The following is a 25,969-nucleotide window of genomic DNA, read 5'->3' on the forward strand; positions in this document are numbered from 1 at the left end:
CGCCATCACCAGCCGTACTTCATCTCGACGCCGACGTAGTCCGCGTTGCGGCCGCCCGCCTGCCGGATCGAGTCGCCGACCTGGAAGTGCACGGCCTCGACCGAGCCGATCAGGTTCGCGGCGATCGTCCAGTCGGCGCGCAGCTGCACGTACATGCCCGTCCACAGGCTGCCTTTGCCCGCCGTGCCCGGAACCGGTATGTTCGGCTGCTGATAGACGGCGTCGCGGGTCGTCTCGCGCCACTGGAAGCCCAGCGCGCCGAGCAGCGTCAGGTTCGTCGACGGCTTCAGCGTCACGGACGGCTTCACGTGAATCAGGTTCGCGTAACTCGTATAGCCTGCCAGCGTGAAGTAATAGCCGTTCGGAAACAGCGGGTTGAAGGTGCCGACGCGGCCGTCGCCCGGGTTCCGGTCACCCGATGCCGCATCGACCTGCAACCCGATGTGCGGCGACCACGGCGCATCGAGCTTGTAGCCCACGATCGAGCCGACGGCCCACGCGCGGATCGTGTCGTTGCCCACCGTCCCCGTCTGCAGCATCGTCTCGAGATCCCAGTCGAAGCGGCCCTGCGTGCCCGAGTAGCGCACATCCCACACGTCGCGCCGCTCGCGGCCGCTCGCACCGAGATAGCGTGCGTTGCTGCGGTTGTAGCGCGACCAGTAGCCGGACAGGTCGCCCGGCCCGACCGACTGCCGCTCGAAGCGCACGCCGCTGAACGTGAGATCGCGATTCGACACGTCGTCGAAATCGGACGCGTTGCGGTTCTGCACCGGCTGGGTCGCATAGCCGATGAAGCGCCACTTCTGGTATTCGTAATCGGCCCAGACCGCATCGAACGCCTGCCGCACGTTCGGGCCGTCGCGCGCGGCGATGAAGCGCTGCAAGTCGAACGCCATCTCCTGCCGGCCGACGCGGAACTTGAACGTGCCGCCGCCGAGCGCGCCAGTGTAGGTCGCGAACGCCTGCTCGAGATCGAGCGGATTCCTGTCGACCGGCGACACCGCGTTCTTGCCGAACGCGCGGGCGTCCTCCAGTTGCGCGAAGAACTGCCAGTGCTGGCCGAGATGCGCATCGGCATGCACTTCGATGCGCTGGATCACGTAGGTATCCGATTTCCCGGAGCCGATCCCGAACAGCGGCGCGTCGTTGGTCTCCAGCCGCTCGCGCAGGTTCACGCCGAGCGACAAATAGGAGGCCGGATCGTTGCCGAGCGGAATGTATTTCAGCCCGTCGAGCGGCGCGCGCGGCACGCACGGGTTCGCGAGCACCGACCAGTCTTCCTGCCAGCGGTTGAACAGCACCGCCGGCCGCTTGGCGGTGCACGTCGATGCGGTGGTGGCCGCGGGTGTCGGCGTCGATGTCGTTGTCGATGTCGACGATGCGGCCGAAGCCGGCGACGCAGCCGAAGCCGGTACCGTTTCCGCAAACGCCGCGTCGGCACCCGCGAACAGCAGCCCCGCGGCGATCGTCACGCGCGCGGCCCGCTCGAATGGGTGGCTGTGGTGTCTCCTCCGTCCCCGCTCGGTCATGCGCGCTCCTGTGTGGTTGTACCGGCCGTTTGCGCCGCACACAGGGCCAGCGTCGCGAGCGCGCCAACCGGCGCGAGCAGCGCGAGGAACCCGACGTAGCGGAACCCGAGCGCACCGCACGCCGCGCCAAGCGCGAACGCGATGATCGCCGGCAGCATCTTGCCGAAGCGCGTCCGTGCGGTCGCGCGAACGCTGTCGGCCGTGCCGGCCGACAGCAGGTCGACGGCGTCCAGCACCGCCTGGGTCACGTTGCCGGTCATCACCGTATTCGGCACGCCGCCGGCGCGCGGGATCACGCGCGGATGCGCGTTCTGCACGCCCATCGCGAACGCGCCGACGAGGCCGGCCACGAGCGCCGGCAGGCTGTCGGGCTGCGTGACGGGCGTGGCCCACACGCCGGCCGCGCAAAAGCCGATCAGCAGCACGGCCTGCACCGCGTGCAGCGCACGCGTGCCCTGCCAGGCGGGCCGCGCGGACATCGACCGCGCGATCAGGCTGCTCGCGACCACGCCGCACACGAACGCGGGAAACACGCTGAGCTTCAGCACCACGCCCTCGCCAAAGCCCGCGATGCCCGCGCCGATCAGCACGAAGTTGCCCGTCACGTGCGCGGTGAACAATCCGAACAGCGAGACGAAGCTCAGCGTGTCGACGAAGCCGGCCACCGCGGCAAGGATGGTGTCCTCGTGCTTCATTGCGCGGTGCTCGCGTGGATCTCGGCGACGTAGCCGCCCGGGAACTGCACGAGCGCCGCCTCGCGGCCGTCCGATGCGAACGGCGGCACGAGCACGGTCACGCCCGCGGCTTCGGCCTTCTTCAGCGTCGCGGCGAGGTCAGGCACTTCGTAGCCCGTCAGCTCGCGCCCGAACGGGTACGGCAGATGGCCATCCGTCACGAGCACGGTCATCTTGCCGAAACCCGATTCGATCCTGATCCGGCGGTACGTGTCGTTCGGCCGGCCGATTTCGACGCCCGGCGCCTTCAGGTTGTCGGACACCACCTTGCCCTTCGAGAACTTGACGAAATCGTGCACGAACTTGCGGACGCTTTGCGACGACACGTAGACGCGATTCTCGGGGATGGTCTGCAACGTGTCGTAGTGCGGCGCCTGGTTATGCCAGTAGAGCTGCATCTTCACGCCGCCCGTCCACGCGACGATCGCGTCGCGGCCGATCGGATCGGGGAACGTGTCGACGATCACGTCGGCCCCGTGCTCGCGCGCCGACTTCACGGCGACGTCCATGTCGGTCACGAGATAGCCGGTACGCTCCGAACAGAACGGATACGGGATCGGCGTCTTGAAGCCGAACACCGAGATCGTCCCGACCGGCGTCAGCACGAGCTGCGACATCGTCTGGCTCGGCGTCGGCGTGACCTGGAACACGCCCTGCTTCGACTTGGTGCCGCCGAAGGTCGCGACGACACTGTCGGTGAAGCGGTCGAAGTCGTCGGGTGCCACGCACACGTGCGTCGTGTCGTACTGCGGACCAACGGCCACCGTCGGCGTCACCGCCGCCGGCACCGGCGGTTTCGCGAACGCCACCGGCGCGGCGGCGAGACCGCCCGCGAACATCGCGGCGAGCAGCACGGAACGAATGGATTTCATCACGGGATTTCCTGGTTGTTGCATTGTCATCGAATGGAGCGGCCATCATCGGCCGGTTGCCGTGCATCGTCGAGCACGGTCGCGAGCACGAGGGCCGCGATCAGCCCAAGATGCTCGAAAAAGCTGTTGAGCGCCATGAAATGTTCGGTGCCCGAACGGTTCCAGAAATCGTTCGCCACGACCATCGCGACCAGCGTCAGCATACCGAGACTGCCGGCGCCGAGCCACGTGAAGCGGCGAAACACCACGCACAGCGAGCCGGCGATCTCGACCGCGATCGCCAGTGCCGCCCACAGCGCGGCCGGATGCAGGCCGAAATGTGCCTGCTCGGCGACCGCGCCGTCGAAGTCGAGCGCCTTCGCGACGCCGCCGAGCAGATAGGCGGACACCAGCGCGAGACGCACGAGCGGCAGGACCCACGGCTGCGACAGCAGCGCGCGGACCCACGCCGGATTGCCGTAGACGGTGCGCGCCATCATGTCAGACCGCCCAGCACGAACAGCCGAACGCGCCCCAGAAGCCCTTCGCGTCCGAGGTCGGCAACGCGCGGCCCCATGCACTCGCATGCGCATGGCCGTGCATGCCGCATGCGGTCGAACACCCGCACGCGGCAGCGGCCGCTGCCGCACGCTGCAGCGGCGCGCCCTCGCGCTGCGTCGCGCCCCAGCCGCCATAGCCGCCGTACGCACGCACCGGCGACCAGTCCGGCATCGCGGGCGGGATCGGCGCGTCGAGCGACGTGAACGGCCCGGCGCCCCACACGATGCGCCCGCCGACCACCGTCAGCAATGCCGTCGTGTCGACGATATCGTCCTCCGCGCAGGTGAAGAAATCGCGATCCGGAACCATCAGGTCGGCGAGCTGCCCGACCGCGATCCGGCCTTTCTTGCCTTCCTCGTTCGAGAACCACGTCACGTACTCGGTCCACATCCGCAGCGCGGTTTCGCGATCGAGCAGATTGCGCTGCGGATACAGGCGCATCCCGCCAACCGTCTTGCCGGTCACCAGCCATGCGAGCGACACCCACGGGTTGTACGACGCGACGCGCGTCGCGTCGGTGCCGGCCGAGACCTTGAGCCCCTTGCCGAGCATCTTCGCGACCGGCGGCGTCGCTTCGGCCGCCTGCGCGCCGTAGCGCTCGACGAAATACTCGCCCTGGTACGCCATCCGGTGCTGCACCGCAACGCCGCCGCCGAGCGCGGCGATCCGGTCCATCGACTGCTCCGAGATGGTTTCCGCGTGATCGAAGAACCAGTTCAGCCCTTCAAGCGGGATGTCCTTGTTCACCTTCTCGAACACGTCGAGCGCGCGGCTGATGGTTTCGTCGTAGGTCGCGTGCATGCGCCACGGCCAGCGGTTCTGCGCGAGCACGCGCACGACGCCTTCGAGATCGTCTTCCATCTGCGCGGGCAAGTCCGGACGCGCGACGCGAAAGTCCTCGAAGTCGGCCGCCGAGAACACCAGCATCTCGCCGGCGCCGTTGTGACGGAAATAATCGGTACCGTCGTGGTACTTGCTACTCTTCGTCCAGTTGACGAAGTCTTCCTTCTCCGCGTTCGGCTTCTGCGTGAACAGGTTGTATGCGATCCGGATCGTCATCTCGCCCGCGTCGTGCAGCTTGCGGATCACTTCGTAATCGTCGGGATAATTCTGCGAGCCGCCGCCCGCGTCGATCACGCCGGTCACGCCGAGCCGGTTCAGCTCGCGCATGAAATGACGCGTCGAGTTGTACTGATAGTCGAACGGCAGCTTCGGCCCCTTCGCGAGCGTCGCGTAAAGGATCGTCGCGTTCGGATTCGCGAGCAGCAGGCCGGTCGGATTGCCCGCGGCGTCGCGCAGGATCGTGCCGCCCGGCGGCTCCGGCGTGTCCTTCGTATAGCCGACGACGCGCAGCGCGGCCGCGTTCAGCAGCGCGCGATCGTACAGGTGCAGGATGAACACCGGCGTATCGGGCGCGACCGCATTGAGCTCGTCGATCGTCGGCAGGCGCTTCTCCGCGAACTGGTGCTCGGTAAAGCCGCCGACCACGCGCACCCACTGCGGCGCCGGCGTGATCGCGACCTGCTGCTTGAGCATCTCCATCGCGACGGCGAGCGAGCGCACGCCGTCCCAGCGCAGCTCGAGGTTGTAGTTCAGGCCACCGCGAATCACGTGCGTGTGGTTGTCCGTCAGGCCCGGCAGCACCGTGCGGCAGTCGAGGTCGACCACCTTGGTCGCACGGCCCGCCAGCGGCATGACTTCCGCGTCGCTGCCGACCGCAACGAAGCGGCCGTCCTTGATCGCGACCGCGGTCGCGACGGGGTTCGCACGATCGAGCGTCGTGATGCGCCCGTTGTGCAGGATCAGATCCGGTTGATTATCGGTTGCGCTCATTAATATGTCCTCGATGCAGTCAGAAGCCGAGCCAGTGCCGGATGGAGCCGATGGCCTGCGAGCCGATCAGCATGCCGGCGAGGCCGATCAACGCGATGAGCGGCGGCGCCGGCGAGCGCACCTTGATCACGCTGTACACGACGCCGATCAGCACGCCGGCCGATAGCGACAATAGATAAGATTCCATAACGATTTTTTCTCCCGGCCGGATTAGAATGAGCCGCTTCGCGCCGGTCGCATGCTGCGCCGCCGCATCCACTTCGCTCTCCTGCCACTCTGTCCGACCATGCAACACCTTCCTGATCTCGAAGCCTGGGCCGTCTTCGCGCGCGTCGCGGAGACGGGTTCGTTCGCCAAAGCCGCGGAACTGCTCGGCGTGTCGCAACCGACCGTATCGAAGGCAATCGCGCGCCTCGAAAAGCGCCTCGGCGCGATGCTGCTGTACCGCACGTCGCGCAAGCTGTCGCTCACGCCGACCGGCGAACTGCTGCGCGACCGCGCGATCCGCCTGCTCGCCGATGCGGAACTGATCGAGAGCGAGGCCTCCGCGCAAGCGCTGGAACCGCACGGCCTCGTGCGCGTGAACGCGCCGATGTCGTTCGGGCTGCGCCACCTGTCGCCGCTGCTGCCCGCGTTCCTCGAACGCTATCCGCACGTCGACATCGACCTCGTGCTCACCGACCACATCGTCGACATCGTGTCCGGCGGCTTCGACGTCGCGATCCGGATCGCCGAGCTCAGCGATTCGTCGCTGCGCTCGCGCCGGCTGTGCGCCGTGCGACGGCCGCTCGTCGCCGCGCCCGCCTACCTCGACCGGCATGGCCGGCCCACGCATCCGCGCGATATCGAACAGCACGTGTGCCTCACCTACACGAACCTGCCGACGCCCGAGTACTGGCGCTTTCGCCACCCGGCATCGGGCGACGAGTTCGGCGTGAACGTGCACGGACGCATCCGCACCAACAACGCCGACGTGATCGTCCCGGCGCTCGTCGAGGGCCACGGCCTCGCGCTTCAGCCCGAGTTCCTGGTGTGGGACGAACTGCAGCGCGGCGTGCTCGAGGAGGTGATGTTCGACTGGAGGATCGCCGACGTCCACGTCAACCTCGTCACGCCGCCCGGCATGCTGCGCGCGGCGCGCGTGACGGTGCTGCTCGATTTCCTCGCCGAACACTTCTCGCACGCGCCGTGGGCGCTGCACGTGGCCTGAGAGCGCGCGGCGGCCGGCGGTTCCCCGCTGGCCGCCGCTTGCGTCGCTCGCGCCCGGTCGCCCGCAGCCGGTCGCCCGCAGCCGGTCGCCCGCGCCGGTCGCCCGTTACTTCGCCGGAACGGCCGGGATCGACTCGTGCGGCGTTGCGGTGCGCTGCGCAGCCTTGTGAACCATGGTGTATGCGTAGTCGACACCCATCCCGTACGCACCCGAGTGCTCGCGCACGACCGCCATCACGGCGTCGTACGTGTCGCGGCGCGCCCAGTCACGCTGCCACTCGAGAATGACCTGCTGCCAGGTCACCGGCACTGCACCGGCCTGCACCATCCGCTGCATCGCGAAGTCGTGCGCGGCCTGCGACGTGCCGCCCGATGCGTCGGCCACCATGTAGATCTCGTAATCGCCTTCGAGCATCGCGCACAGCGCGAACGTCGTGTTGCAGACTTCGGTCCAGAGGCCCGACACGATCACCTTCTTGCGGCCGTTCGCGGCCAGTGCGTCGCGCACCTTCTGGTCGTCCCACGAGTTCATCGACGTGCGTTCGAGCGTCTTCGCGTTCGGGAACACGTCGAGCAGTTCGGGATAGGTGTGACCGGAGAAAGCCTCGGTCTCGACGGTCGTGATCGTGGTCGGGATGTTGAACGCCTTCGCAGCCTTCGCGAGGCCGACGACGTTGTTCTTCAGCGTCTGGCGATCGATCGACTGCACGCCGAACGCCATCTGCGGCTGCTGGTCGATGAAGATCAGCTGGCTGTTCTGCGGAGTAAGTACTTCAAGCTTCGGGTTGCGCATGGCGTGATCATCCTTTGAACGGAAAGGGAGTCTTGCCTCGCCGCGATAGCGGGAGGATTCGATTGGGTACTACGCCGGATCGGCTTCGTCCGTCTCGATTCATTAAAACCGCAATCCTCCGGCACGAACATCCAAAAAATGGAATCACTCGGATTCCAGAATAGGGGGTCGTCCAAGGGCATTCCGCTCTTTTTTTCCTCGTGTAAACCCGATACGCTTCCAGGGCCTCGACGCTGCACGCGTCGCCCCTCATCGTACGATCACGACATCACGAGACGCCCATCATGAAAGCCTATGTCCTGTCGCTGCTCGCCGGCGCCCTCGCCGGCGCCATCTACGGCACGATCGGCGTGAATTCGCCCGCGCCGCCGATCATCGCACTCACCGGCCTGCTCGGCATGCTCGCCGGCGAACAGATCCTGCCGGTCGCACGGCGCATGCTCTCCGGCCATCGGCTGAACACCGCATGGCGCGACGCGAAGTGCAGCCAGCACATGTTCGGCGCGCTGCCGGGCGGCAGCACGAACGACCGCAAGCCATCGTGATGCGGACGCCCCGCCTGCGCCGCGCATGAGCAATGTCGAGCTGTTTCATTACCTGCTGTTGTTGATCTGCGGCGCGGGCGCGCTCACGTGGCTCGCGGAGCGGGTCTCGATTCCGCCCGCCGTCGTGCTGCTGCTCGGCGGCTGCCTGGTGGCCGTCGCGGGGCGGCGCGTGCCCGACATGGACCCGGCACTGCTGCTCGCGGCCGTGCTGCCGCCGCTCCTGATGTCGAGCGGCTTCTATACCGCGTGGAAGGAATTCCGCCAGGAGCTCGGGTCGATCGCATCGCTCGCGCTCGGCGCGGTCGCGTTCACGACCGTCGCGGTCGCGCTTGCCGTGCATGCGGCGAATCCGGCGCTGCCGTGGGCCGCGTGCTTCACGCTCGGCGCGATCGTGTCGCCGCCCGACGCGGTCGCCGCGAAGGCGATCCTGCAGCGCCATCCGCTGCCCGCGCGGCTCGTCGCGGTGCTCGAGGGCGAAAGTCTCGTCAACGATGCGTCCGGCCTGTTGCTGTACCAGATGGCTGTCTCGGCCGCGCTGGCCGTCACGATCACGACCGCGAGCGCCACCGGCCTGTTCTTCTCGCTCACGCTGATCGGCATCGCGGTCGGCCTCGCGTGCGGTCATGCGATGTGCTGGGTGCTGCAGCGCCTGCGCGAGCCGATGCTCGGGATCGTCGTGACCTTCGCGATGGCATGGGGCAGCTACGGGATCGCGGAAGCGGTGCACGGCTCCGGCGTGCTGGCGGTCGTGACCTGCGGCCTCGTGCTCGGGGTGCGCCAGCATCGCGTGTTCGGCGCCGACATGCGGATCAAGGCAAAGGCGACCTGGGAAGCGATCGTGTTCGTGCTCGACGCGCTCGTGTTCATCCTGATCGGCCTCGCGCTGCACGCGATTCTCGTGGGCGTGAACCACGAAGGCGCGGTGCTGATGGCCGGCCTGCGGGTCGCGCTGCCGGCCACCGCCGCCGCGATCGCCGCACGCGTCGCATGGGTGTTCGTCGCGATGTGGCTGCCGGGCCGCCTGCGCGCGCCGCGCGCGGGCCGGGCCCCGTGGTCGTGGCGCGAGGCCGTCGTGCTCGGCTGGTCCGGCATGCGCGGCGTGGTGAGCCTCGCGGCCGCGATCGCGCTGCCGAGCGCGTTTCCGGGACGCGACCTGATCCTGTTCAGCACCTTCCTGCTGATCATCGCGACGCTGGTCGTGCAAGGCGGCACGCTCGCGCCGCTGATCCGCGTGCTGAAGCTGCGTCCGGCCGCCCGGCACACGATGTCCGAGCACGCGGTGCGCGCGCATACGTTCGGTGCGGCGCTCGCCGAGCTCGATGCGCGCGAGCAGCGCGGCTCGAGCCTCGAACGCGCGTCGCTCGACCGGCTGCTGACCGAATACCGGGGCCGCGTCGCGCTCAACGATCGCGCCCACCGCGACGGCGCGGAGCCCGCGGGCATGCGCGCGCGGATGCTGCGCGTCGAACTCGAACTGGTCGGCGTGTCGCGCGACGCGCTGCTCGACCTGCATCGCGACGGCCGGGTCGACGACGCCGTGCTGCACCGCATAGAATCCGAGCTGGATTTCGAGGAGCTGCGGCTGCAGCGGCTGCTCGAACCCTGACGTCCGGCGACGCGTGGCCGGGCGCCGGCCCATCCCCTTTTCCCCACATGGAACTGCCATGAGCGAACTGTCCGTCGAAGCGAGCATCGGCTCGGTCGATTACCTGGTCCATTTCACCGACGGCGTCCATCAGTGGCGCGCCGACGAACCGGCGTCGCTCGGCGGCGGCGACACCGCACCGACGCCCGTCGCGCTGCTGCTGTCGAGCCTCGGCGCCTGCACCGCGATCACGCTGAAGATGTACGCGCAGCGCAAGGGCTGGCCGCTCGCCGAAGTTCACGTGAAGCTCGCGCACGAATCGGGCAGCGCGGGCAGCACGATCATGCGCCGCATCACGCTCGACGGCGACCTGTCGGACGAGCAGCGCGAGCGCCTGCTGCAGATCGCGAACGCATGCCCGGTGCACAAGATCCTGTCGAACCCGATCACGATCGACACGGCGATCGCCTGACGCATCGCCCCTCAACACGAGAGTCTCACCATGTCCGCATCGATCAAGACCCTGCTCACGCCGCGCGAGAGCGACATCGGCAACCTCGTCGTGCGCCGCGTGCTGCCGGCGCGCGCCGCGCGCCTCGTCGGCCCGTTCATCTTCTTCGACGAGATGGGGCCGGCCGTGCTGCCGGCGGGCAGCGGCATCGACGTGCTGCCGCATCCGCACATCGGCCTCGCGACCGTCACCTACCTGTTCGACGGCACGCTGATGCATCACGACAGCCTCGGCTTCCGGCAGAAGATCGTGCCCGGCGACGTGAACTGGATGACGGCCGGGCGCGGCATCGTGCACTCGGAGCGTTCGCCCGACGAGGATCGCCCGCGTGACCAGCCGGTGCACGGGATCCAGACCTGGGTCGCGCTGCCCGTCGAGCACGAGGACACCACGCCCGCGTTCGTGCATCACGCGGCCGACACGCTGCCGTCGTTCACGCGCGACGGCGCGCACGTGCGCGTGATCGCGGGCACCGCGTTCGGCCTCACGTCGCCGGTCGCGGTGTTCTCGCCGACGCTCTACGCGTATGCGGAATTCGCGGCGGGCGGGCAACTCGCGCTCGATGCGGAACACGACGAGCGCGGCGTGTATCTCGTCGACGGCGACCTCACGATCGACGGCACACCGCTCGCAGCCGCGACGATGGCGGTGCTCGAACCCGGTGCGCACGTCGCGCTTGCCAGCGCGAACGGCGCGCGCGTGATGCTGCTCGGCGGCGCGCACCTGCCGGGCGAGCGGTTCATCGAATGGAATTTCGTGTCGAGCGAGCGCGCGAAGATCGAGGCGGCCCGCAACGCGTGGGCCGCGCAGACCTTCGGCAAGGTGCCGGGCGAGGAAAACGAGTGGACGCGCCAGCCGGAGCGCCGCGCGCAGTAAGCCGGCATCGATCGTTCCCGCCACGCACGGCGGCCGGCATTCACGCCGGCCGCCGTGCGTTTACCGCGTCAATCCCATCAGCTTCGCCAGCACCGGCCAGCGCTCGAGCGATTCGACGAACGCGCGCCGCGCCTGCTCGTCGACATAGCGGGCCGGGTCGAGCGCGGGCAGGTGCCGCGCGAGGCCGAGCACGTCGTTCGGTTGCGACAGACGATCGTCGTCGCCTTCGCCGATGTTTACTGTTCGTCGATCCATACGCCGTCCGGAGTCTTGACCGCGTAGCCTGCGGCCGTCTGCATCGTCACCGTGCCCTCGTTCTCGCCGACCATCCGCGTGCGTGGCAGGTCAGCCGCGTATTGCGCGAGCGTCACGCCGGGCTTGAACGGGCTGTTCGACACGAGGTTCGACAGCAACTGCGCGAGCGCGAGGAAGCTGGTCGGCTGGTCGATCACGGTCGCGGCGCCGTGACTGCCGGCGAAGCCGACGAGCCGCACGCCGACCGGCCCGTGAACGATGCGCGGCGTCGGGATCTCGCGCAGCCCCGCGACCTGGTTCTTGTCGCCGCGCAGCGCGGCGCCGTGCTCGGGCACGAACACGATCACCGCGCGCCGCCCCGACTGCGCGATCAGGTCGGCAAGGCGGTCGAAGTCGTTCATCAGCTTCGTCGCGCGCTGCGGATACGAATCGATGCTGGTCAGCGAACTGCCGACCACGCGGTTGCCGTCGTGCAGGCTGATCGTGTTGTAGTACAGCGCGACCGGGCCCGGCACCGACGCGCGCTGCGCGTACCAGTTCGCGAGCGTGCCGTAATCGTCCTTGATCGCCGAGCCGTCGAACGCATGCATCGCGACCGGCGCGGCCGCGTTCGAGATCATCGGCGCGTCGGGCACGCCGATGTTGTCGTGAACGACCTGCAGGAAATTGTCGAAATGGCCGTCGTGGTTCAGCAGCGACTGCACGGTGTAGCCGGCGGACGCGAGTTGCGAGAACAGGTGGCACTGCTGCGGCGCGGGCTTGTACAGGTCCGCATGGGCCTCCTGCCCGCAGCTCGCGCGCAGCACGCGGATCGCGGCCGGGCCGCTGTAGCTCGCGGCCGTGCTGAAATGGGTGAACAGGTAGTCGAAGTGGCTCAGCATCGGATGGTTGCGCACCTTCGCCGCATCGAGGTCGTCCCACGACAGCGAGCAGACGTGCAGCACGATCACGTCGAACTGCGCGGCCGGGTCGTTGCTCAGGTGGCCGAACGCGACCTGGCGCTGCGACTCCTGCGCGCGGAACGTCGCGAGCGCCGCGTTGTGGTCCTCGGGCTGGTTCGAGCGCGCGCCGGCCGCATCGGTCTGCCGCGGGAGCGGCGCGACGACGCGCGCCATCAGCCCGTTGCCCGCCTGCCACAGCGGCATCACGATCAGCACGGCGAGCACGAAGGTCGCGACGCGCACCCAGCGATTGACGATGAAATAGACGATCAGCACGCCGACCACCGTCAGCACCAGCACCGGCGGCAACAAGCGCGGCAGCAGCTCCATCCAGTAGTCGAGGCGGAACGTGCTGACCTCGTGCGCGGCTTCGGCAAGGCGCGCGAGCGGCGGCGCATGCAGCTCGCGCGCGAGGAGCGGCACCGCGATCGCGATCGCCGCGATCTGCCGGACGACGCGCCACACGCGCCGGCGGACCGGCGCGCTGGCCGCGAGCGCCAGCGCGAATGCGAGGTTCGCGAGCCACAGCGGCTGCAGGTGGCCCGTCGCGAACAGCGCGAACTTCAGGATGAAATACAGATTCCAGAACGTCATCTAAACCACTCCGTAGCGGCGCCGCGTCAGTCGCGCGCCCGATCGAGCTTCGGCGCCAGCATCGACTGCACGCCGCGCGCCGCGCCCTTCCACATCCGTACATAACCGTCCACGCCGACGCGCAGCACTTTCCTGAGCCCGCGCAGCGGCGTGTCGGTGCGCGTCCCCGCATGCCAGTCGAGCCACGCGTCCGCGCGGCCGAACGTGCACTGCACGAGCTGGCGCTCCTGCTCGAGCGTCAGCGCGTCGAAGCTCACGCCGACGTGGGTCGGCGTCACGCGGCTCACGCGCACCGGGAACGGGAACGCCCGGTCGCCGCGCGTCACGCACACCGTCAGCGTATCGCCGACCGCGAGCGGCAATCCCGGCACCGCTTCGAGACCGAGGCCGCCGGTCGAGTAGTCGCTCGTGAAGCAGGCGGCCGTCGAGCCGTCGACGAGCAGCAGCGTCGCCGGCACGCGCATCGCGATCCGGTGCGTGACACGCACCTGCTTGGTCTCGCGCGCCACCGCCAGCGCCGCGCCGAGCATCGCGAGGTTGTAGACGGTCCAGCCGAGCGTGATCAGGATCGTCGACGCCTCGTCGCCCTGCTCGGCCACGAGCCGCCAGACGCCGGCGACGATCGCGAGCACGTTCAGCGCGAACAGCACGAGGTACGGCTTCGACGTCGACCAGTCGACGTAGCCTTCGTCGATCTTGCCGCCCTTGTCGGTCACGTTGAACTTGCCGTGCCGCGGGCTGAAGAACGCGACGGTGGTCGGCAGCGCGATGTACCACGCGAGCACCGACTCGTAGACCTCGGCCCAGAACGAATGGCGGTAGCGCCCCTGCATCCGCGAGTTCGCGACGTTCGCGAGCACCAGGTACGGAATCACGTAGCTCGCGAGCGCGAGCGACGAGGCGTTGATGAAGTACAGGTGAAAGAACAGGTACGCGAGCGGAATCGTCAGGAACACGAGCCGCGGGATCCCGTAGAAGAAATGCAGCATCGCGTTGCCGTAGCAGATCCGCTGGATGAAGCCGAGCCCGCGGCCGAGGAACGGATTGTCGATGCGGAAGATCTGCGCCATCCCGCGCGCCCAGCGCGTGCGCTGCTTCACGTGGCCGGCCAGGCTTTCGGTCGCGAGCCCGGCCGCCTGCACGGTCGGCAGGTACGCCGACGTGTAGCCGCGGCGATGCAGCTTGAGCGCGGTGTGCGCGTCCTCGGTCACGGTCTCGACCGCGACGCCGCCCACCTCCTCCAGCGCGCTGCGCTTGAGCACCGCGCACGATCCGCAGAAGAACGTCGCGTTCCACAGGTCGTTGCCCGACTGCACGAGCCCGTAGAACAGGTTGCCCTCGTTCGGAATCTCGCGGAACGTGCCGAGGTTGCGCTCGAACGGATCGGGCGAGAAGAAATGATGCGGCGTCTGCACCAGCGCGCATTTCGGGTCGCGCAGGAACACGCCCATCGTGGTCTGCAGGAACGAGCGCGTCGGCACGTGATCGCAGTCGAAGATCGCGATGTATTCGCCGTGCGTCTTCGGCAGCGCGCGGTTGATGTTGCCGGCCTTCGCGTGGCGGTTGTCGTCGCGCGTCAGGTAGCCGATGCCGGCCTCGCGCGCGAACGCCTCGAACTCGGGGCGCCGGCCGTCGTCGAGCAGATAGACGCGCAGCTTGTCGGTCGGCCAGTCGATGCTCTGCGACGCGAACACGGTCGGCTTCACGACCGACAGCGGCTCGTTGTAGGTCGGGATGTAGAGGTCGACGCTCGGCCAGCTGTCGGGATCCTCGGGCAGCGGCACGATCGGCCGGTCGAGCGGCCACGCGGTCTGCACGAAGCCGAGCAGCAGGATCATCCACGTATAGGCTTCGGCGCCGTACAGCAGATAGCCGGCGACTGCCTCGACGGGGCTGCGGAAATCGAGCGTCTGGGTCGTGCGCCACCACACATAGCGCACCGCCGCGAGCAGCGCGAGCGACGCGAGCGCGAGGGTCGGCAGATGGCCCGGCAGGCGTCGCAGCGCGAGCGCCAGCACCGCGACGATCGCGAAGAACGCGAACTGCGCGCCGGGCATCAGCGGCGACATCCCGGCCGCGGCCCACATCAGCGCGCCGACGATCAGCAGCAGCGGCGCGAGCCAGCGATGCCGGCCGACGCCGTGCGCGCGCGCGTCGAGCCAGCCACCCCAGCGCGCCCACGGCAGACGCTCGAGCTGCGCGTTGACGCGGGCGCCGAGCGCGCGCACCGCGACGTAGACCGGTACGACGAACGTGTCGAACCATGCAAGCGGATCGCGCGCGGGCTGGCCGTCGGGCGCGCGCGGCGCACGCACGATCGAACGCCACAGCCATTCGCGCGGGCTCAGCGGCTGCAGCACGCCCCACTGCCGCGCGAGCCGTAGAAATGCCATGCGCGCCCCGTTGCGGACGAAGTCGGGCCGGCCTTGCGGCGGCGCATGGAAGAACAGCCGCACGAGCCAGTCGAGCAGCGTGCGTTGCGCCGGCAGCCCGATCCCGCGCGCGCACCAGTCGATCACGCGGCGGCGCGCGGCCCGGCAACGCGACGCGAACGCGGCCTTCATCGCGCGGCTCCCGCGCGCCCGGCCGCGGCCGCCGCGAGCCACGCATCGACCCAGTTCGCCACGCCGTTCAGGTCATGCGACGCCTGTGAATACGGCGCGTCGTCGAAGATCCAGCTGCCGCGCGCGAGCGTTTCGGGCACGGCCGCGTCGACGTGGATCCGCTGCTCGAGCAGCGACGCCGGCCCCACGACGGCGCGCAGCATGCCGAGCGCGTCGCGCTGCATGTCGCGCGCCGGATTCAGCCGGTTCACGACGATCTGCAGGTCGCCGCCGCCGGCGCGCAGCGCGTCGAGACGCGCGGCGACGGTCGCGCACGCGGCCGGTTCGGGCGGCACGACGACGAGCGTCAGGTCGGCGCGGCGAATCGCCTGCTCGGCCTGCGGCGACGGATAGCGCGCGGTGTCGATCAGCACGGCGCCGTCGGCCGGCAGCGCGATCTCGTCGAGCGCGCGCGACAACCAGGCCGGATCGGCGGCGAGCCGTGCGTCGCACGCGGCGGCGCCGGCCGCATCGACCTGCCCGTACGGGACGAACAGCACGCCGTCGGCACTGCGCCACGTATGCGTGTGCCACGGCGTGGCATCGCGCTGGTCATCGAGCAGGCTGTGCGCGAGCCCGTGCTCGGCGAGCGTATCGAGGCCGAGCGTCGCGCCCATCAGGTTCTGCGCGTCGAACTCGACCGCGACGACCGGCCGCCCGCGCCGTGCGAGCAGCACCGCGAGCGCGGCGGTGAGCGTCGTGCGGCCCGCGCCGCCCGTCGTCGACGTGATGGCGATCGTCTTCATCGCGGCGCCTCGCCGGTGCGTGCGGCCTCGGGCAGCAAGCGCCCGCGCAGTGCGACCGGCACCAGCTCGCACGGCACCGCGTCGCGCCGGTGCAGCCCGCGCGGCGCCTGAAAGCCGCGGCCGATGCCCAGGTGCTGCGCGACGATCCACACCGGCACCGCGATCGCGATGCCGACGATGAAACCGATGACGAGTTCGGCGATCATGCGCCCTCCTGCTTGCGCAACGGCATCGCGCTGCGGATGGCGCCGCGCGCATGCGCGGCGGGAACGACGGGAATCGGCGCCGGCGCGGCGTCGGCCGGCGCGACGCCGTCGGCGTGTGCGGGCGGCCGTGGCGCATCGGCATGCCCGTGGGTCACGGTGGCCGGTGCGCTTGCGGCGCCCGGCTCGGCAAGCGCCGCGACATCCACCGCACCGCCGGCCGGTGCGCGCGCCGCACCCGTCTGCCGTGCGGTCGCGAACAGGTCGCTGTAATCGGCGATCGGCGCACGCCGGTTCTCGGCCTTCAGCCCATCGAGCTCCGTATCGATGCTGCCCTGCCCGAGACACACGACGCGATCGGACAGCGTATCGACCGGCACGTCGAAGATCCGCGCGAGCGCATCGTCGGCATCGGCCGGCTCGCATGCGAACAGGAACACGTACAGGTGGCCGGCATCGGCCGTCACCACGTCGCCCGAGCGACGCGGCCGGCAGTGCCGCAGCGCATCGACGTGCGACACGCCCGGCAGCAGCGCGATCTTCGCGAGCGTGTGCGGCAGCGCGAGCACGGCGCCGCGATCGAGCACCGCGCGAATCCGCAGGCAGAACGCGCCGACCGGCAGGTAGCCGAGCACCGAATCGCCGAGCGCGGCCGCGAGCGCCGCGCGATAGTCGGATGCGACGGGCCGCGCATAGAGCTGGCCGCGCAGCGCGTTCACGGCGGCCTGCATCCGCGACACCGGCAGGTCGCGTGCGACGACGCGATTCGCGCCGACGCTCAGCACCAGCATCTCGAACTGCTGGCGCAGCACCTCGCCACGCTCGACGACGGCGATCTTCAGCGCGCCGCCGCACTGCCGGCGCAGCGCGTGGACCGCCGCGCACAGCGCCTCGAGCTGCGCGCGCGAGCGGAACGCCAGCACCGCGGTCGCGGCCTGCGCATGCGTGCACGCGGCAACGACCGCCGCGTTGTCGTCGACGATTTCCCAGCCGGCGGGCACGCGGGCGCCTTCCTCGAGCACCGCGCGGCTGACGACGACGCGATCCTCGTCGGTCGCGAGCTTCATCCGGCGCGCGGGTTCGGTCGCGCCGCCGTCGACGATCGCCGCGAGCCGGCCGCCGGGCGAGAAGCGCAGCGGCCGCACTTCGCCGGCCGCGAGCGTGTCGCCCGCGCGCCAGAAATCGACGACCCACAGCAGCTCGCCGTGCGTGCGCTGCAACTGCGCGACGCCGGCGCACACGCCGTGAAAGCCGGCGCGCGGCGCGCGATCGGCATCGCGCACGAACGGCGGATCGTCGGTGCGCAGGTCGGTACCGGCGCGGGCGACTTCAGGATCGAGCAGCAGCACCAGCGCGATCCGGCGCGTGCGGCACCAGTCGACGAGCGCATGCCCTTCTTCCGCGAGCGCGACCGGGTCGTCCCAGCTGAACCAGCGCTGCGCGCCTTCGATGAAATACACCGAACGCGCACGAAAGCCGTAGCGCTTCATCGCGCGCAGGCCGCCCGTGAGCCGCGCGAACGCACCGGGCGCCGCGCGGTGCGGCGCATCGGGCGGCGGCGCGGCATCGCCGCCGGCCGCAGCCGCAGCCGTTGCCGGCGGCATCGCCAGCACGTTCAGGTTGCGCGGCCAGCCGGCCGGCTGGGCGCCGTCGGCGAAGCCGCGCGTCTGCATCTGTGCGGCAACGCGCGCCGCGTCGCGCGACAGCACGACCGTCACGTCGCGCGTGCGCGACTGGCGCGCGCTTTCCCAGACGAGCGCATCGCATGCCGGCGTGCCCGTGGCCGCATAGACGGCGTACAGGCCGCCCGCTTCCAGTTGCGTCCACGTATCGGGCAGCCCGTCGATCGCGAGCCGGCTCAGCGCGCCGGCGCGGCCGCCGGCCGGACCCGTGCGCAGCAGCGCGCGCAGGCGGCCCAGCAGGCCGGCGGCGCCGAGCGCGGGACGGGTGGCGTCGAGTTCCGTATTCACGCGTTTCCCCTAGTAATCCGAATAAAGCCGCACCGGCGTCGGCGTGACGAGCCAGCTGCGCGCCGCGCGCGCGTCGAACGCATAGCGCAGGTAGACGAGCGCCGAACTCGGCGCATAGTCGTGCGACCGGTCGACGTGCAGTTGCGCGCCGACGCTCAGGTGCGGATTCACGCGATACTCGACGATGCCGTTCACGCCGTACGAGAACGACACGCCGGCCGTCGAACTGCCCGCGTAGACGAGCCCGGCCGCTTCCTGTGCGGCGCGCTGGTTCGCGAAGGTCGGATAGAACAGCGAGTCCTTCTCGTAGCTGTTCGAGATCCCGGCCGTGACGGTCAGGTCCCACGACAGCGCGTCGCGGCGCCCCGCCCATTCGATCGGCACGCCGAGCGACAGGTAACGCTGCGGGCTGTAGTAGCCGCCCTGCCCGTACGTGAAGTAGCGCAGGTTCTGCGCGTAGTGCCACGCATTGCCGACGAGCCCGGTGCTGACCTTCATCGTCGCGCGTTCGTACACGGGCACCGTGAAGCCCGAGCGCAACGTGACTTCCGCGTTGCGCTCGACGTTGCGGCCCGACAGCACGCCCGCGCCGAGTTCGGCGAACAGGTTCACGCGGCCGACGTCGACCGCCGCGCGCAGGTTCACGCCATCGCGGCGCACGCCGCCCCATACCGCCCCCGTCCACGGATCGCGCATCCCCGCATACGACAGCACGCTGCTCGTTTCCGGCCGGCGCGACGCGTTCACGGTGAAGCTCGCCGGCCCCGCGTCGAAGCGATAGCGCACGCCGCCGACCAGGTAATGCACGGGGAAGCCGAGCGGCGATGTGCCGAGATCGACGCGCCATGCATCCGTGCGATACCCGGCGCCGAGCGCGACACCCGTCATCGGCTGGTGCAGGTCGCCCTGCGGATGCGCGATCAATGCCGCGGCCGACGGATTCGGTGCGAACGGCGCAGGCAGCCCGATCGGCGTGTTGAGCGCCGCATAGGTGCCGAACGTTTTCAGCGAATACGCGTTCGGGTCGCTCGTATCGAGCGTGCCGGCGTCCAGATGCACGGTGTCGAGCTGCAGGAACGCGTGCCCGTCATAGCGCACCGGCATCTGCATGTAGATCGGCACCTGTTGCGCGCGGTATGCGGAAACCCCTTCGTCGCCCGACTTGTACGCGGGCAGCCAGCCGATCTCGATCTCCGGGTCGCGCCGCTGTTCGAGATCCGCGAAGGCGGCCTGTGCCGGCGTGCGGCCGTCGCGGCCCGGGCTCACGCCGCTCGTGCGCTCCTGCGACCGCGACAGCCGGTACAGCGACGCGGCATCGTCGTAGCGCCCCTGCGCCTCGGCCACGCGGCCGGCCGCGACCGTCACGTCGGCACGCGCCGGATACGCGGCCTGCAGCGGGTCGACCACCTGCGCGGCTTCGTCCGGGCGGCGCAGCGCGTTCAGGCGGCGCACGACCGACAATCGCGTATCGACGGCGTCGTCCGGCGTGCGCGCGAGCACGGCCTGCACGCGTGCGAGTGCCGCCGCGCGATGGCCGCTGTCCTCGTCGATCCGGGCCAGCGCGAGCTGCGCGTCGGCGTCGTCCGGCGTGCGCGCGACGACCGGCGCGAGCGCGTCGCGCGCCGCGTCGTAGTGCCCTTGCGCGCGTTCGAGATCGGCCCGTTCGAGTGCGTAGCGCGGGTCCGCGCGGCCGGCCGGGCTCGCGCGATCGAGCAGCGTGCGAGCCCGCGCGTCATCCTGCCGCGCGATCGCGTCGTCCGTCTGCCGCAGCACGAGCCGCAGCGACTGGTCCTCGATGCGGGCGGTCTGGGCCGGCGTCAGCGCCGGTTCGCGGCGCAGCGTGTCGAGCCACGCAGCGAGCGCGTCGTCGCGCCCCGCGCTGCCGAGCAGGTCGCCGTAGCGCAGCCGCACGTCGGTGTCGGCGTCGTGCGGGTGCGCTGCGATCCAGTCGCGCAGCGGCGCGAGCCCGCGCTCGGGTTCGCCCGCGTCGATCCACTGCGCGCCGGTTGCGGCCAGCATGTCGGGATCGTCCGGCGCGCTCGCCTGTGCATGCGCGAGCGACGCTTCGAAGGCCGCGCGATCGCCGCGGCCGAGCGCGCCGCGCGCGTCGATCAGCGCGCGCTCCGCGTCGAGCTTGGGGGCCAGCGCGCGCATGCCGTCCGAACGATGCGCATCGTCGACACCCGCGAGCACGGCCTGCGCGCCGGCGACGTCGTCGACCGAATTGCGATACAGCGCGCTCGCGTAGCGCATCTCGGGCGTATCGCTCAGTGCGAGCCCTTCATCCATCACCGTGCGGCCGAATTGCGGCAGGCCCATGTCGCGATACAGCCGCGCGAGCGCGAAACGCGTCCACGGCGCATCGGGCGCCGCGCGCACGGCCGCTTCGTAGCGTTGCGCGGCTGGCCCGCGTTCGCCCTTGTCCGCGAGCGCGCGCGCCTGGCTCGCGAGCAGGTCGGCGCGCAGGCCATTGAGCGTGCGGCGGTCGTCGCGGCCCGTCACGCGCCCTTGCAGCGCGTCGAGCAGCGGGCCGATGCGGCCCGCGCGGCCGGTGTTTTCGTACAGCAGCGCCGTGTCGCGCACGGCCGACAGGTTCGGCGAACGCGCGGCCAGCAAGCCGCGCAGCAACGGCTCCGCGCGCGCCCAGTCGCGCTGCGCGAGCAGCGCATCGGCGAGTTGCAGCGTCGCGTCCGGGCTGTCGGGCTGCATCGCGAGCGCGGCACGCGCCGCGCGCTCGGCCTCCTGCGGCCGCCCGGCCGACGCCGCCGCGCGGCCTTGCGCGAGCAGCCCCCAGAACTGCGCGGTGCGCGCAAGGCCCTGCCACTTGCCGCGCTGGTCGGTCGACACGGCCGCGGCGCGCGTGAACAGCGCACGCGCTTCGTCATGCCGGCCTTCGCGCAGGCGCAGCAGGCCGAGTCCGCCGAGCGCGTCGGCATCGTCGGCGCGTGCCCGCGCGGCGCGTGCGAGCAACGGATCGGCGCCGGCCAGGTCGCCGCGCGCGAGCGCCTGCAAGCCGCGCTGCTGCGCGATGTAATCGGGATCGCGTTCGAGCCGGCGCTGCGCGTCGCGCTGCCGGTCGAGTTCGGCGACGCGATCGCGGAATTCGGTGTCGTCCGGCACGAGCGCGAGATACGCATGCAGCGCGTCGAGATACGCGGGGTCGCTGCCGGCGGACTGCAGCACGCGCCGCCACACGGCCATCGCTTCCGTATGGTCGGTGTCGGCCCGCTGCGCGAGCGACCACGCGATCCGGTTCGCGTCCGCGCGCGTGTCGGCGCGCTGATTCAGGAGCCGCGCGAGCGCCAGCGCCGCGCTCGTATCCTGCGGATCGGCCGCGATCGCGCGGCGCAACGCGGCGATCGCCGGTTCCCGGCCGCCCGGCGCATTCGCGACGATCTGGTAGTACTCGGCGCCGAGCGCACCGGACGGCGCGCCGTTCGGAAACAGCGCGACGATCCGCCGGGCCGCTTCGTCGGCGTGACCGCTGCGCGCGAGCAGCCGGATCTGCGCCATCTCGCCGCGTCCGCTCGTCGCGACGCGGTATTCGTCGGCCGCGCGGTGCGTGTCGGGCGACGCGGGCGCGCGGGCCTGCAGGCGGGCCAGCGCGGCCTGCGCGCCTTGCGCGTCGCCGAGCCGCAGCAGCACGCGCAGCTGTTCGGCGAGCAGTTCGGGATCGTCCGGCGCGATCAAGAGCCCCTTGCGCAACGCGTCGCGCGCAAGGTCGTCGCGATGCTTCGCGCCCCACATGCGGGCGGTCGCGAGCTGGCGCCGTGCGTCGGACAGATCGGCCGTGGCCGGCACCGCGGCCGATGTGGCCTTCGGCGCGACGGCTTTCGGCAGCGCGGGCGCCGCCACGGCGACGGCGGCCGCAGCCGGCGCCGCCGCACAGACCGACGACGCGAGCCACGCGAACCCCGCGACGCGCGGCGCGCTACGTTTCATCGGGCCGCGCATGAACGGCCCTCCCAGCGCGCGTCGAGCGACCCGTCCGCGCCGAACCGGTAGCGGCCGTCGCGCCAGCCGAGACCGAACAGCGTCAGCACGCTCGTGTAGTAGCCGGGTGCCGACTGGCGCGCGAGCGTATCGACCCGGGCCGCCTGCGCATCGGCGAGCGCAGGCTGGCCACGCGCCTCGAGGAACGGCACGGCCGCGGCGGAGAATCCGCCGTTGCCGTCGTTCGGCCCGGCGACGCCGGTCGTCGTGTCGACCTTCTCCGGCGGCGCGCCATGCGCGGCGATCATGTCGGCGAACGGCGCGAAGCGCGCGAGCAGCGGCGCGGCGAGCGGATCGGCACGATCGAGCATGCCGGCCCAGAGATACACGCGGATCGCGTTGTACGCGCTTTCGGCATGGGTCTGCGGATCGGGCCCGAAGCCGGTGCCCGCGCGATACAGCGCCCAGTCCGGCGAAAAGCCCTTCGGCGCGGTGTCGAGCAGCACGCGGCCGGTGCTGGCCGCGAGCGCGGCCCAGCGGCGATCGTCGGGCAGGCGCGCGGCGAGCCCGCGGATCACCTGCGGCGGCGAATAGCTCGGGTTCACGCGATACACGCCACCGGCCAGCCTGAAGCCGGTCGGCCCCGGCAGCAGCGTCAGGCCGAGGCCCGGCACGCTGGCCGTTTCGTCGTCGAGCACGCGCTTCGCGAGCAGCGCGCCGCGCGCGGCGTAGCTGCGCTCGTGCCACAGCCGGCCGGCTTCGACCAGCGTGTACGCGATCCACAGGTCGGCATCCGACGCCGCGTTCGCGTCGAGCACGCGCCATGCGCCGTCCGGCGCGCGGCCCCACAGCCACGCCGGCAAGCGGGCGCTCAGGTCGCCCTGCGCGAGGTTGTTCTCGGTCCATGCGAGGATCGTGTCGAACGTGCGCCGGTCGTTCGCGACGAGCGCGAAGAACAGTCCATACGCCTGCCCCTCCGATACCGTGCGCGAATCGGCCGAGCCGACGTCGATCACCCGGCCGTCGGCCGACACGAAATCGCGCTTGAACGCGTCCCAGCGCGGCCACGCCGCACCGCACTGCGCCTGGGCCGCGCCGCCTTGCGCGGCCTGTGCGCGCGCGGCCGTCCCGGCCGCCGCGCACGCCGCCGCAACCGCCAGCACGAGCGTCGTGCCGGCGCGACGCGCCGGCCGCGTTGCCGGTCGCCTTGCCAATGCCCACGCCATCCGTTACATCCCCCGTCGGCGCGCGGCGATTCTCTGCAGCACGCTGAACATGCCGAGCGCGAGCAGCAGCCCCGCGACGACGCCGATCACGCCGAGCGCGACCGGGTGCCGCGCCGCGTGCGTCCAGACGCGCGCATACCACGGCACGAAACCGACCACGTACGGCTCGCCGACGCGCAGGCTGTCGACCTGCCCCGGCCGCACCAGCGCGAGGTCGCCCTGCAGCTGCGACACGAGGCCGGGTTTCTCGAACACGTCGAGCAGGTCGCCCAGGCGCGCCGGGTCGGTCGCCATCAGCGCGACGACGCTGCGGCCGTGGCTGCCCGGCAGCTCGAACCCGGCGAGCGCGGCGAGCGAACCCGTCTGCTCGAGGTGTGCGTCGCCGTCGGCCACGCCGACGCCGTTGCGCCAGCGCTCCTTCACCGAGAACGCGACGCGCGTCGCGCCCGTGCCGGTCCGCGGGTCGATCGTCAGCGGCAGCGCCGCGCGCCAGCGCGACAGCAGCGGCGACGCGGGCGAGCCGTCGATCACGAGCAGGTCCTTGCGGCCCGCGAGCGCGGCGACGTCGCCGGGCCGCGCGACCTGCACGCGCAGCGCCGGGAAGCCGGTCCACTGCCCCATGTGGCCGAGCATCGTCAGGTAGGCTTCGAGCGCCTGCGGCGACGGCCGGTCGGGCACCACGACGGCCGTCTGCGACAGGTCGGCGAAGCGCGTGAACGGGAAGCCGCTGTTCGCGAAGAACGCGAGGTTCGGCAGTTGCGCGTAGTGGACGAAGTGCGAGAAGTCGATCGTCGAATCGGGATCGATCGCCGCGCGCTGCGGTTCGGTCGCGGTGCTCGAGCAGAGCCCCGTCTTCTGCGAGTCCAGCGTGAAGCGGAACTGCAGCTGGTTGCCGCTGCCGACGCGGAATGCGGGGATGTCGACATCGCTCGTCACGCGCCCTTCCGGCACCGACAGCAGCGGCAGCTGCATGCGCCCGCGCGCGTCCTCGGCATGGGCCGGCCCGAGCCGGTACGACTTCACGAGCTGGTCGTTGATCTCGACGGCGAGCGTCGAGTTGTCCTGCACGGTCGGCGCCGTGTAGCGGTAGCGCAGCGTGATCGGCACGCCCGAGCCGTTCCACGAATGGAGATCGGCCGGCACGCGCAGGTTCAGCCGGATCGCGTCGGGCGACGTGCCGCGCGCTTCGAGCTCGCGCGGGTCCGACACGAGCTCGCGGAACGTGATCGGCCGGTTCACCGGCAGCCAGCGCGGCGCGTCGTACGGCTTGCGCGGCGCGCCCAGATCGACGTGCGCGACCGTCGCCGCCGGGCCCGACAGCGCCGCGCGGCCGAGCACGAGCGTGGCGACCGCGTCGTCGACCTCGGCCGCCGTGCGGCCCGTCACGACGAGCAGCTTGCGGCCGGGCGCGGCCGGATTGTCGGCGACCGCGAGCAGCGGACCGTTCACCGACGGCAGCGCGAGGCCGGCCGGCAGCGTCGCGGCCGTGCCGATCACCACGGCCTGGCCGTCGGCCGGCAGCGTCGCCGCGACCGGGAAGCGCGCCTGCCGATAGTCGGCCTGCGCGCCGAACCACGACGCGAGCACGCCCGCGCTGCGCAGCGTCGCCGAGTCGGGCGATGCCGGCAGCACGAACGGCAGCCGCAGCAGCCCGTTGTCGCGCCGGTCGAAGAACGGCGCGGGCAGGAGGGCGAGATCGTTCGGCAGCCGCACCGGCGATTCGTCGAGGATCAGCTCGCTGGTCGGACTCACGTCGGCCCACAGCGCCGAGTTCGACGGATCCTCGCAGTGATCGAGCGAGTAATGCGCGATCAGGCGCAGGCCGATCTGGTTGAAATCGGAGAAGTAGCGCGGATCGATCGGGATGTCCTGCGTGACCGTGCGGCCCGCGCGCGCGGCGTCGAACGGGACGGTCGCGACCACCTCGCCGTTCATCGACACCTTCAGGTGCGACATCGGGAACACGAGCGACGGCGAATACGCGTAGGTCAGGCGCAGCCGCGCGCCGGTCACCACGCGGTCGAGCCGCACGCCCGCATTGATCGTGCGCGCATCGTCGGCGCCGCGCAGGTGCACCGGATCGAACGCGCCGAGCGACGCGAACGGCAGGCGCACGGTCGTCGCCGGCAGGCCGGCGGACACCGCGCTGGCGGCGGCCGGCACCGCGGCGGCGAGCGGCGCGTTCGTGCCGCCGGCGAGCGCCGGTGCGCCCGGACTGCCTGCCGGCACGGCCAGCGGCGCCGCCAGGATCGGCGCGGCCGACAACGCAGCCGCATGGAGCGCGCCGAACGTGGCGACGGACAGCGCGAACAGCGACATGGCCGGCTTCATGCGCGGCTCCGCATCGTTGCGATCATCCGGTCATCAAGCGCGCCGCGACCGGCGCGCGCAAAGCAGCTATGCCCGTGAGTGCACATCCCCACTGCTTCCCCTCAAATGTCTGGCCTGAATACAGTTATCGACACGACGCG

Annotated in this window: 21 protein-coding genes; 5 read left to right on the top strand and 16 right to left on the bottom strand. The window is 70.8% G+C overall.

Going from position 1 to position 25,969, the window contains the following annotated elements:
* Positions 1–5 precede the first annotated feature (5 nt).
* Genes ACTJKF_RS22690 through ACTJKF_RS22715 form a run of 6 tightly spaced genes read right to left on the bottom strand, consistent with a single transcriptional unit; the run spans position 6 to position 5,695 of the window.
* On the bottom strand, positions 6–1,529 hold the full coding sequence (locus ACTJKF_RS22690; protein ID WP_440626299.1) for an alginate export family protein: 1,524 nt from the start codon (positions 1,527–1,529) through the stop codon (positions 6–8).
* On the bottom strand, positions 1,526–2,224 hold the full coding sequence (locus ACTJKF_RS22695; protein ID WP_440626300.1) for a YoaK family protein: 699 nt from the start codon (positions 2,222–2,224) through the stop codon (positions 1,526–1,528). Before ACTJKF_RS22695 ends, ACTJKF_RS22690 begins: the two co-directional genes overlap by 4 nt.
* On the bottom strand, positions 2,221–3,135 hold the full coding sequence (locus ACTJKF_RS22700; protein ID WP_440626302.1) for a glyoxalase: 915 nt from the start codon (positions 3,133–3,135) through the stop codon (positions 2,221–2,223). Before ACTJKF_RS22700 ends, ACTJKF_RS22695 begins: the two co-directional genes overlap by 4 nt.
* Positions 3,136–3,161: 26 nt before the next feature.
* Positions 3,162–3,614 (bottom strand): DoxX family protein, encoded by a 453-nt coding sequence (locus ACTJKF_RS22705; RefSeq protein WP_440626304.1) that lies wholly within the window; start codon positions 3,612–3,614, stop codon positions 3,162–3,164.
* 1 nt (position 3,615) lies between these two features.
* On the bottom strand, positions 3,616–5,508 hold the full coding sequence (locus ACTJKF_RS22710) for an amidohydrolase (protein WP_440626305.1): 1,893 nt from the start codon (positions 5,506–5,508) through the stop codon (positions 3,616–3,618).
* A 19-nt stretch (positions 5,509–5,527) separates the two neighbouring features.
* Positions 5,528–5,695, bottom strand: coding sequence for a DUF1427 family protein (locus ACTJKF_RS22715; RefSeq protein WP_089494639.1), 168 nt, complete (start codon positions 5,693–5,695; stop codon positions 5,528–5,530).
* Positions 5,696–5,794: 99 nt separating this feature from the next.
* Here ACTJKF_RS22715 and ACTJKF_RS22720 point away from each other — a divergent pair, with 99 nt between their 5' ends.
* Entirely contained in the window at positions 5,795–6,718 is a 924-nt protein-coding gene (locus ACTJKF_RS22720; protein WP_440626307.1) for a LysR family transcriptional regulator, read from the top strand.
* A gap of 105 nt (positions 6,719–6,823) precedes the next feature.
* Here the strand turns inward: ACTJKF_RS22720 and ACTJKF_RS22725 are convergent, their stop codons facing one another.
* A complete protein-coding gene (locus ACTJKF_RS22725) occupies positions 6,824–7,510 on the bottom strand; it encodes a hydrolase (RefSeq protein ID WP_440626310.1) in 687 nt (228 codons plus the stop codon).
* Positions 7,511–7,794: 284 nt separating this feature from the next.
* On the opposite strand from ACTJKF_RS22725, the gene ACTJKF_RS22730 reads away from it, so the two are divergent.
* The 4 genes from ACTJKF_RS22730 to ACTJKF_RS22745 are packed head-to-tail and all read left to right on the top strand — an operon-like array spanning position 7,795 to position 11,027.
* Positions 7,795–8,055 (top strand): XapX domain-containing protein, encoded by a 261-nt coding sequence (locus ACTJKF_RS22730; RefSeq protein WP_440626313.1) that lies wholly within the window; start codon positions 7,795–7,797, stop codon positions 8,053–8,055.
* 25 nt (positions 8,056–8,080) lie between these two features.
* Positions 8,081–9,661: a cation:proton antiporter gene (locus ACTJKF_RS22735; RefSeq protein WP_440626316.1), complete on the top strand. Its 1,581-nt coding sequence runs from the start codon at positions 8,081–8,083 to the stop codon at positions 9,659–9,661.
* 58 nt (positions 9,662–9,719) lie between these two features.
* On the top strand, positions 9,720–10,112 hold the full coding sequence (locus ACTJKF_RS22740) for an OsmC family protein (protein ID WP_440626318.1): 393 nt from the start codon (positions 9,720–9,722) through the stop codon (positions 10,110–10,112).
* A gap of 30 nt (positions 10,113–10,142) precedes the next feature.
* The gene (locus tag ACTJKF_RS22745; RefSeq protein ID WP_440626319.1) at positions 10,143–11,027 is read left to right on the top strand and encodes a pirin family protein; all 885 of its coding nucleotides are present in this window, start codon (positions 10,143–10,145) and stop codon (positions 11,025–11,027) included.
* A 60-nt stretch (positions 11,028–11,087) separates the two neighbouring features.
* Here ACTJKF_RS22745 and ACTJKF_RS22750 read toward each other — a convergent pair whose 3' ends face one another.
* The 9 genes from ACTJKF_RS22750 to bcsB are packed head-to-tail and all read right to left on the bottom strand — an operon-like array spanning position 11,088 to position 25,829.
* On the bottom strand, positions 11,088–11,282 hold the full coding sequence (locus ACTJKF_RS22750; protein WP_440626321.1) for a hypothetical protein: 195 nt from the start codon (positions 11,280–11,282) through the stop codon (positions 11,088–11,090).
* Positions 11,264–12,817, bottom strand: a complete 1,554-nt coding sequence (gene bcsG / locus ACTJKF_RS22755; protein WP_440626323.1) for a cellulose biosynthesis protein BcsG — start codon at positions 12,815–12,817, stop codon at positions 11,264–11,266. The genes ACTJKF_RS22750 and bcsG overlap by 19 nt, the downstream gene beginning before the upstream one ends.
* A 26-nt stretch (positions 12,818–12,843) precedes the next feature.
* Positions 12,844–15,381 carry a UDP-forming cellulose synthase catalytic subunit gene (gene bcsA / locus ACTJKF_RS22760; RefSeq protein ID WP_440626325.1) on the bottom strand — a complete coding sequence of 846 codons (2,538 nt, stop codon included), beginning with the start codon at positions 15,379–15,381 and terminating at the stop codon, positions 12,844–12,846.
* Positions 15,378–16,166: a cellulose biosynthesis protein BcsQ gene (gene bcsQ / locus ACTJKF_RS22765; RefSeq protein WP_440626327.1), complete on the bottom strand. Its 789-nt coding sequence runs from the start codon at positions 16,164–16,166 to the stop codon at positions 15,378–15,380. Before bcsQ ends, bcsA begins: the two co-directional genes overlap by 4 nt.
* Positions 16,163–16,372, bottom strand: a complete 210-nt coding sequence (locus ACTJKF_RS22770) for a hypothetical protein (protein ID WP_440626328.1) — start codon at positions 16,370–16,372, stop codon at positions 16,163–16,165. Before ACTJKF_RS22770 ends, bcsQ begins: the two co-directional genes overlap by 4 nt.
* On the bottom strand, positions 16,369–18,339 hold the full coding sequence (gene bcsE, locus ACTJKF_RS22775) for a cellulose biosynthesis protein BcsE (RefSeq protein WP_440626329.1): 1,971 nt from the start codon (positions 18,337–18,339) through the stop codon (positions 16,369–16,371). Before bcsE ends, ACTJKF_RS22770 begins: the two co-directional genes overlap by 4 nt.
* A 9-nt stretch (positions 18,340–18,348) precedes the next feature.
* Positions 18,349–22,293, bottom strand: a complete 3,945-nt coding sequence (locus ACTJKF_RS22780; RefSeq protein WP_440626331.1) for a cellulose synthase subunit BcsC-related outer membrane protein — start codon at positions 22,291–22,293, stop codon at positions 18,349–18,351.
* Positions 22,278–23,498 (bottom strand): cellulose synthase complex periplasmic endoglucanase BcsZ, encoded by a 1,221-nt coding sequence (gene bcsZ, locus ACTJKF_RS22785; RefSeq protein WP_440626333.1) that lies wholly within the window; start codon positions 23,496–23,498, stop codon positions 22,278–22,280. The genes ACTJKF_RS22780 and bcsZ overlap by 16 nt, the downstream gene beginning before the upstream one ends.
* Before the next feature lie 3 nt (positions 23,499–23,501).
* Positions 23,502–25,829, bottom strand: coding sequence for a cellulose biosynthesis cyclic di-GMP-binding regulatory protein BcsB (bcsB, locus tag ACTJKF_RS22790; RefSeq protein ID WP_440626335.1), 2,328 nt, complete (start codon positions 25,827–25,829; stop codon positions 23,502–23,504).
* Between the last annotated feature and the right edge of the window lie 140 nt (positions 25,830–25,969).

The sequence above is a fragment of the Burkholderia sp. 22313 genome (genome assembly GCF_052045245.1).
Lineage (GTDB): Bacteria > Pseudomonadota > Gammaproteobacteria > Burkholderiales > Burkholderiaceae > Burkholderia.